Annotated in this window: 7 protein-coding genes; 4 read left to right on the top strand and 3 right to left on the bottom strand. The window is 64.3% G+C overall.

What is annotated here, in order from left to right:
- The first annotated feature begins 42 nt into the window (after positions 1 to 42).
- On the top strand, positions 43 to 996 hold the full coding sequence (locus tag ACKUUH_RS03835; protein ID WP_407948537.1) for an IS5 family transposase: 954 nt from the start codon (positions 43 to 45) through the stop codon (positions 994 to 996).
- Positions 997 to 1,277: 281 nt separating this feature from the next.
- On the opposite strand, the gene ACKUUH_RS03830 is transcribed toward ACKUUH_RS03835, so the two are convergent.
- Positions 1,278 to 2,642 carry a glutamate--cysteine ligase gene (locus ACKUUH_RS03830; RefSeq protein WP_407948536.1) on the bottom strand — a complete coding sequence of 455 codons (1,365 nt, stop codon included), beginning with the start codon at positions 2,640 to 2,642 and terminating at the stop codon, positions 1,278 to 1,280.
- Between the two features lie 403 nt (positions 2,643 to 3,045).
- On the bottom strand, positions 3,046 to 3,837 hold the full coding sequence (locus ACKUUH_RS03825) for a 16S rRNA (uracil(1498)-N(3))-methyltransferase (RefSeq protein ID WP_407948535.1): 792 nt from the start codon (positions 3,835 to 3,837) through the stop codon (positions 3,046 to 3,048).
- Between the two features lie 203 nt (positions 3,838 to 4,040).
- Here ACKUUH_RS03825 and ACKUUH_RS03820 point away from each other — a divergent pair, with 203 nt between their 5' ends.
- The gene (locus tag ACKUUH_RS03820; protein WP_407948534.1) at positions 4,041 to 4,535 is read left to right on the top strand and encodes an NUDIX hydrolase; all 495 of its coding nucleotides are present in this window, start codon (positions 4,041 to 4,043) and stop codon (positions 4,533 to 4,535) included.
- Between the two features lie 178 nt (positions 4,536 to 4,713).
- A complete protein-coding gene (gene ubiA / locus ACKUUH_RS03815) occupies positions 4,714 to 5,631 on the top strand; it encodes a 4-hydroxybenzoate octaprenyltransferase (protein ID WP_407948533.1) in 918 nt (305 codons plus the stop codon).
- 21 nt (positions 5,632 to 5,652) lie between these two features.
- On the opposite strand, the gene ACKUUH_RS03810 is transcribed toward ubiA, so the two are convergent.
- Positions 5,653 to 6,906 (bottom strand): MFS transporter, encoded by a 1,254-nt coding sequence (locus tag ACKUUH_RS03810; RefSeq protein ID WP_407948532.1) that lies wholly within the window; start codon positions 6,904 to 6,906, stop codon positions 5,653 to 5,655.
- A gap of 153 nt (positions 6,907 to 7,059) precedes the next feature.
- On the opposite strand from ACKUUH_RS03810, the gene ACKUUH_RS03805 reads away from it, so the two are divergent.
- On the top strand, positions 7,060 to 7,233 hold the full coding sequence (locus ACKUUH_RS03805) for a hypothetical protein (RefSeq protein WP_407948531.1): 174 nt from the start codon (positions 7,060 to 7,062) through the stop codon (positions 7,231 to 7,233).
- The last annotated feature ends 48 nt before the right edge of the window (positions 7,234 to 7,281 follow it).

The raw sequence follows: 7,281 nt of genomic DNA, 5'->3' as shown, positions 1-7,281 counted from the left end.
GTTGATTGATGATTCCCTGTTTTTGTCATCAGGGAGGTTTCGATGAAGCAGATGGGTCTTGCTGAAGCGTTTGCGGATCCGCGCCTGGGGCGCAATGAGCGGCTGGCAAAGATTGCGGCATTGATCGACTGGTCGCGTCTTGCGCGGTTTGCGAAGAAGGCGCGCAAGGGCGAGACGGGCCGTCCGCCCTACGATGCGCTTTCGATGCTGAAGGCGCTTTATCTGCAGGCGCTCTACGATCTTTCCGATCCGGGTCTTGAGGAAGCGCTGCTCGACCGGCTGTCGTTCCGGAACTTCTGTGGCTTCCGCCTTGAGGATGCGACGCCCGACGAGACGACGATCTGCCGCTTCCGCCAGGCGGTGGCGCGGGCGGGCGTGCTGGAGGCCTGCTTTGCGGAGGTCAACCGGCAGCTCGAAGCCCAAGGGTTGATGCTGAAGAAGGGAACCCTGCTGGACGCCACGATTGTCGCCGCCACCCACAACCCGCCGCCGCGCGCGGCGGGGATGGGAACGAAGCTCGCGCGCGAGCCCGATGCCGACTGGACCAACAAGGCGGGCAAGTCCTATTTCGGCTACCGCTTCCATGTCGGCGTGGACGAAGGCTCCGGTCTCATTCGCCGTCTTCTGTTCCTGCCCGCCCGGACCAGCGAGAGCGAGGTGGCGGACGAACTCATCTGCGGCGACGAGCGCGCCGTCTATGCCGACCGCGGCTATGAGAAGAAGGCCCGGCGCGACCGCCTCAAGGCAGAAGGCATCAAGGATCGCATCATGCATCGCAGGCACAGATACATGACCGAGCTGCCGCGCTGGCAGAAGCGCCGCAACGATCTCATCGCCCGCAGACGCGCCCCCGTCGAGGCCGTGTTCAGCGCCCTCAAACGGCTCTATGGCGGCGCCCGAACCCGATGTCGCAGCCTCGCCGCCAACGCCGCCGACTACACCGCCTTCGCCACCGTCTACAATCTCAGACGGGCCAGCATGCATCCCGCGACATGATCCCCGGCGCCAGGCCCAGCGCAACGCACAAGATCGAACCGCAATAACAGGGGCAACATCGAACAAAACATCGACCCTCATACCCGGCAACCTCCAATGCGACGGTTTCGCAGAGGAATCCCCAAGGGGAGGGTCGAAATTTGTGAAACGTCAGTGAAACAAATTTCGGGGCGGGGGAAACCGTAACGCTCGCCCCCCGCCCCGAAAAATCCATCGCGTTCCGCTCTGATTTTTCGACCCGCCCCCAGGGGCGGGTGGAAAATACGCGCTGAATAGATTTCCTAAAACGCAAACTCCTTGAACACCGGTTCGACCGAGCCGCCCCAGCGTCCGTGATAAAGCGCCAGCAGTTCCTCGGCCGGGGACTGACCCTTCTCGACGATCTCTTCCACCGTGCGCAGATGGATCGCCTCCGTCGCGCCGGCGCCGTCGCCCTGCGCGCGCGCGTCGAGCCCCGCCCGCGACAGCGCGACAACCCGGCGCGCGACATCGAGCAGCGTGCCGCCGCGGAACGGCGTGTGGAGCCCGTGTTTCGCCACGCCGTCGCGCAAGGCCTGGCGCTCTTCCGCCGTCCAGTCCTTCACGATGTCCCAGGCCGCATCGAGCGACGACTGGTCGTACATGAGGCCGACCCAGAAGGCCGGCAGCGCGCAGATGCGTGCCCAGGGGCCGCCATCGGCGCCGCGCATTTCCATGTAGTTCTTGATGCGCGCTTCCGGGAAAAGCGTCGTCAGGTGATTGTTCCAGTCGCCTTGCGTCGGCACTTCGCCCGGCAGCGCGGGAAGCCTGCCTTCGAGGAAGTCGCGGAAGCTCTGGCCCGACGCGTCGATATATTTGCCGTCGCGATAGACGAAATACATCGGCACATCGAGCGCGTAGTCCACATAGCGCTCGAAGCCGAAGCCCTGCTCGAAAACGAAGGGCACCATGCCGGCGCGCTGGTTGTCCGTGTCGGTCCAGACATGGCTGCGATAGGAAAGATAGCCGTTCGGCTTTCCCTCCGTGAACGGAGAATTGGCGAAGATCGCGGTCGCGACGGGCTGCAGCGCAATGCCCACGCGCAGCTTCTTCACCATGTCGGCTTCGGAGGCGAAGTCGAGGTTCACCTGCACCGTGCAGGAGCGGTACATCATGTCGAGACCCATGGTCCCGACCTTCTTCATGTATTCCGTCATGATCTTGTAGCGGCCCTTGGGCATGACGGGAATTTCGTCGCGGCGCCAGTTCGGCGTGAAGCCGAGCCCCAGAAAGCCTATGCCGTGTTCGCTGCCCACTTCCTTCACCTGCGCCAGGTGATCGTGAAGCTCGGCGCAGGTCTGGTGCAGCGTTTCAAGCGCCGCACCCGACAACTCGAATTGCCCGCCGGGCTCGAGCGAAATATTGCCCGCGCCCTCGCTTTCGAGGCCGATGATGTTTTCGCCCTCATAGACCGGCTGCCAGCCGAAGCGCGTCAGGCCCTCCAGCATCGCCCGGATGCCGTGATCGCCGCCATAGGGGATCGGCGTCAGATTGCTCGTGCAGAAGGGAAACTTCTCGTGCTCGGTGCCGATGCGCCATTCGCTCTTCGGCTTGTTTCCGCGTTCGAGTGCGGCCACCAGATCGCGGCGGTCGGTGATGGGCTCGGGCCCGGCAACGAGAATGCTCATGCGAGCCCCTTTTCCTGAACGGACCTTTTCGTTGCGGGTTGGCAGCCCCTGCCCCCGGCCGGTCCTCATATGCGCAAAGATGTAGGAGCGCGAGCGGAACCTGACAAGCGCCAATGTCGGTTCAGGAAGTAACAAAGAAGTGCGGCAAACGGACCGCAAGTTTGGAGCGATTCAAGTTTGGTTGAAAGAATAGGAGCTTCACGCCCCCTGCCTTGCGGCGGCGGATCGCGGTCCGCCGCGTTCGAGGCTTATCCACCCACCCGCCCCTGGGGGCGGGTCGAGAAATTCAAGCTTGCGAAGAATTTCTCGGGGCGGGGGAAGCGGCTTGCCCAGTCCCCCGCCCCGAAATTCGCGAGGCGAATTTCCACCCTCCCCGAGGGGAGGGTGGATAGACAACATTGTCTCACCAGTCCCCCAGCATCAGCCCCACGACAGCCAGCGCCGCAATCGCCGCCGTGTCGGCGCGCATGATGCGGGGGCCGAGCGAAAGCGCCAGCGTATCGCTCCGCCCACGGAGTATTTCCCGCTCCTTCGGCGAGAAGCCGCCTTCCGGGCCGACCAGCACGGCGAGCGGCGATCCCTTCTTTCCCTCGCCCGCGAGCTTTTCGAGCGCGGCGCGCGTCGCCCCCGGTCCCTCGTTCTCGTCGCAGAAGAGGATCCGCCGTCCCGGCGCGATCTCGTCCCATTTCGCGAGCAGCGTGCCGAGCTTCTCCGCCTCGCGTACTTCCGGCACGGCGACGAGGCCGCATTGCTCGGCCGCCTCCACCGCGTTCGCCTGCAGCCGTTCGTCCTTGAGGCGCGTCACCACCGTGCGCTCCGTGAAGACCGGCTGGATCACGGCGACGCCCATCTCCGTCGCCTTCTGGGCGATGAAGTCGAGCCGCGCCTTCTTCACCGGGGCGAAGAGCAGCCAGATGTCGGGCAGCGGCTCCTGCGCGCGCGTCCGCGCCACGAGTTCGAGCACGCAATTCTTCTTGTGGGCCTCTGCGATCCGCGCCGCCCATTCCCCGTCGCGCCCGTTGAAGAGCAGCACGCGGCCGCCCTCGCCCATGCGCAGCACATTGACGAGATAATGCGACTGGTCGCGGTCGAGCGTCAGGCTCGTGCCCGCGCTCAGGCTCTCTTCTATATAAAGCCGCGCCCTGCCACTCGCGCAGCGGGGGTTGTCGTCCGTGTCGGGAGTTGTGTCGGCCATCGCACCCTCTGTCGTCACTCACCTTGTAAGGCGCGCACTACCTTTGCCAAAAACAAAATTGTCACCCCGGCGAAAGCCGGGGCCCATGGGCCCCTCGCCTTGCCGCCGCGTCAGATGGATTCCGGCTTTCGCCGGAATGACATTCCATGTTTGATCTGACTCTGTTTGATTGGCGAAAGCTCACAGTCGGTCGGGTCCGTTCCATGCTCCCTCGCAAGACAGCCCGCGTCCTCCTGCTCGACCCGGCGGATCGCCTCCTTCTCATCCGGATGCACGACCCGAATGTCGGCAATGCGGAGGGCAAAGTGCTGGAGCGCGCCTATTGGGTCACCATTGGCGGAGAGATAGAGCCCGGAGAGGACATTGCCACAGCGGCAAGACGGGAACTTCTCGAGGAGACGGGTCTGGCCGATGCCGCACTCGGTCCGGCGGTCTGGACCACCGAGCATGTGCTTTGCGTCCACGGCAAAAATCGTCTCTTGCAGGAGACATTCGTCCTCGCCCGCACCGATACAACCGCCTTCAACCGGAGCGGGTGGACCGCGCTGGAGCGCGAAGTCATCCAGGACATGAAGTGGTGGACGCTCGACGAACTCCGCTCCACCTCCGAAATGATCTTCCCGACTTCGCTGGTGCAGCATCTTCCGGCGCTCATAGCCGGAGATATCCCCGCCTCGCCCCTCGAAATCGCCCCCTGACGGCTTTCATGACGTTTCGATGACATTCGTGTGACAGCCGGGCCGCAACGGGGCGCTTTATCCCCGGTCCGGGCCGCCTTCTCGCAGGTGCAACGCGGCCGCCGAGAGGCTAGTCTCGCGCCTGCGAATCCGGCCCCGGAAAGGCCTGATCGTCCGTACACTGTATTCCGGATTGCCCATGAAAGAGAGAGCCGAGGACAGCGTTGCCGATGCGCCGCCCGAAAACTGGGTGGACACTCACGCGCCCGCTTCGCTCCGTCCCTATGCGCGGCTCGCGCGGCTCGACCGGCCCATCGGCTGGTGGCTGCTGCTGCTTCCCTGCTGGTGGTCCGTCGCGCTTGCGAGCGAAGGCTGGCCATCGCTCGTGCTTCTCGCCCTCTTCTTCGCCGGCTCGGTTGCGATGCGCGGCGCGGGCTGCACATGGAACGACATTGTCGACCGCGATATCGATGCCGCCGTCGCGCGCACAAGGGCGCGTCCCATTCCGTCGGGCGCCATCGGCGTCAAACAGGCATGGGCCTTCCTCGCGCTTCAATGCCTCGTCGGTCTTCTGGTGCTGCTCACCTTCAACAACTTTGCAATCGGGCTCGGCTTCTCGTCGCTCCTTCTCGTCGCGATCTATCCCTTCATGAAGCGCATCACGAACTGGCCGCAGCTCGTGCTCGGCCTCGCCTTCAACTGGGGGGCGCTGATGGGATGGGCCGCCGTTCGCGGCGAACTTTCGCTCGCGCCCATTCTTCTCTATCTCGGCGCCGTGGCATGGACCGTCGGTTACGACACGATCTATGCGCATCAGGACAAGGAAGACGACGCCTTGATCGGCGTGAAGTCTTCCGCGCTGAAGCTCGGCACATCGACGGCAAAATGGCTCTGGTTTTTTTACGGCTTGATGATTGCCGCGCTGCTCGCCGCAGGCGCGCTCGCCGGTCTCGGCTTCTTCTTCTATCCGGTCGTGGCGCTCGCCGCTGTGCTTCTCGTCTGGCAGATCGTCACGCTCGACATCGACGATCCCGTGCGCTGCCTGCGTCTCTTCCGCTCCAACCGCGACTTCGGCCTCGTCGTCTTCGTCGCCATCGTCGCGGGGCAGGTGGCGTAAGTCAGATCGCGTAAAAGCGCGTCATTGCTGCGGTTTCACGTCTTCGAGCTTGTCCACTTTCCGCAGGTCCGGGAAGAGCCACATCCATATCCCGACAACGCCGAGCGTGCCGATGCCGCCGATCACGACGGCAGGCACCGTTCCAAACCACGCCGCCGTCACGCCGGATTCGAATTCACCCAGCTCGTTCGATGCGCCGATGAACAGCATCTCCACCGCCGTCACGCGGCCGAGCATCTGTTGCGGTGTCGCCAGCGGAATGAGCGTCGAGCGGATGTTGACGCTCACCATGTCGGCGCCGCCCATCACGGCGAGTGCGCCGAGCGTCAGCCAGAAGTTTTCCGACAGGCCGAAGACGATCGTCGCCACGCCGAAGAGTGCGACGCAGGCGAACATGATGTGGCCGGTGCGTTTCCGGATCGGCCGCCAGATGATCAGCAGGTTAATGACAATGGCGCCGATGGCGGGCGCGGAGCGCATGAGGCCGAGGCCCTCCGGTCCCACATGCAATATGTCGCGCGCATAGATCGGCAGCAGCGCGACGGCGCCGCCGAGCAGCACCGCGAAGAGATCGAGCGAGATCGCGCCGAGCACGATGGGCGTGCGCCGCATATAGGCGATGCCCGCCGTCACGCGCGTGAAGGCGGATGTCGCGGGCGCATGCGCATGGACGGGCGGGCGCGTGCGGATCGCGAGGAAGGCGAGCGCGACCGTCATGAAGAGCGCGGCGCAGACGGCGTAGACGATCACCGGGCCGAAGATATAGAGCCCGCCGCCGATCGCCGGCCCCGTGATCACCGCGACCTGGAACGTCGACGAACTCACCGCGATGGCGCGCGGCAATTGCTTCGCCGTGACGAGCAGCGGCACGAAGCTTCGCGAGGCGGGCGCCATGAAGGCGCGCGCGCATCCGAAAAGCGCCAGCGCGGCGTAGAACCAGGTGACGTCGCCCGAATGCGTCAGTGTGAGGAGGATCAACCAGCCCGCCGCCGCCGCTTCGAGAAGGCCCGCGCCCGCCACGATGATGCGCCGGTCGATGCGGTCGGCGATGTCGCCCGCGGGCAGCGTCAGCAGAACGATCGGCAGGAATTGCGCGAGCCCCACATAACCGAGCGCGAGCGGGCTCTCCGTGATGTCATAGACCTGCCAACCCACCGCCACCGATTGAATCAGCATGCCGAGCGTGCCGAGGAAGCGTCCGGAAATGTAGAATCTGAAATCGCGCAGGCGGAACAGGCCGGCGGGCGTGTCTTCGGATTTCTGGATGTCGGTCATCGGCGGCTTTCCTTCGGCGGTTGTATGCCGCATGCCGCGCGCCAAGTCGCGTCCTTTCCATGCAAGTCGTTTTGCCGCAGCTGTGCCTGCTTGATTCCGGCCATGACAGCGTTACATATGTTGCAACGCAACATTCTCCGTAAGGAGGTCGAGATGAAGAAAATCTACAAACAGTGGCTCCACGATGCAGCACTCGCCGCTGAGCTTTTCACAGGCCAGGCGCATTGGTATGCGGTCGCGAATGACCGTGCCGCCACCGTGCGCCGCGAGCCGGTGAAGCCTGAAGCCGATCACGGTTTTGCTCCGGCCCTGCGCGCCGCCGACTAAACCATTCATGCCAAATCAGCCCGGTTTCCTGCGCCTTTTTGAAGGGTG

The sequence above is a fragment of the Parvibaculum sp. genome, assembly GCF_045863935.1.
GTDB lineage: Bacteria > Pseudomonadota > Alphaproteobacteria > Parvibaculales > Parvibaculaceae > Parvibaculum.
The sequence above is the reverse complement of the archived record's forward strand: the minus strand, read 5'-3'. Positions and strand labels throughout refer to the sequence as shown.

Bases quoted from the DNA above. Each gene is read 5' to 3' on its own strand.
- ACKUUH_RS03835 (WP_407948537.1), top strand. From the start codon at position 43: ATGAAGCAGATGGGTCTTGCTGAAGCGTTTGCGGATCCGCGCCTGGGG.
- ACKUUH_RS03830 (WP_407948536.1), bottom strand. From the start codon at position 2,642: ATGAGCATTCTCGTTGCCGGGCCCGAGCCCATCACCGACCGCCGCGAT.
- ACKUUH_RS03825 (WP_407948535.1), bottom strand. From the start codon at position 3,837: ATGGCCGACACAACTCCCGACACGGACGACAACCCCCGCTGCGCGAGT.
- ACKUUH_RS03820 (WP_407948534.1), top strand. From the start codon at position 4,041: ATGCTCCCTCGCAAGACAGCCCGCGTCCTCCTGCTCGACCCGGCGGAT.
- ubiA (WP_407948533.1), top strand. From the start codon at position 4,714: ATGAAAGAGAGAGCCGAGGACAGCGTTGCCGATGCGCCGCCCGAAAAC.
- ACKUUH_RS03810 (WP_407948532.1), bottom strand. From the start codon at position 6,906: ATGACCGACATCCAGAAATCCGAAGACACGCCCGCCGGCCTGTTCCGC.
- ACKUUH_RS03805 (WP_407948531.1), top strand. From the start codon at position 7,060: ATGAAGAAAATCTACAAACAGTGGCTCCACGATGCAGCACTCGCCGCT.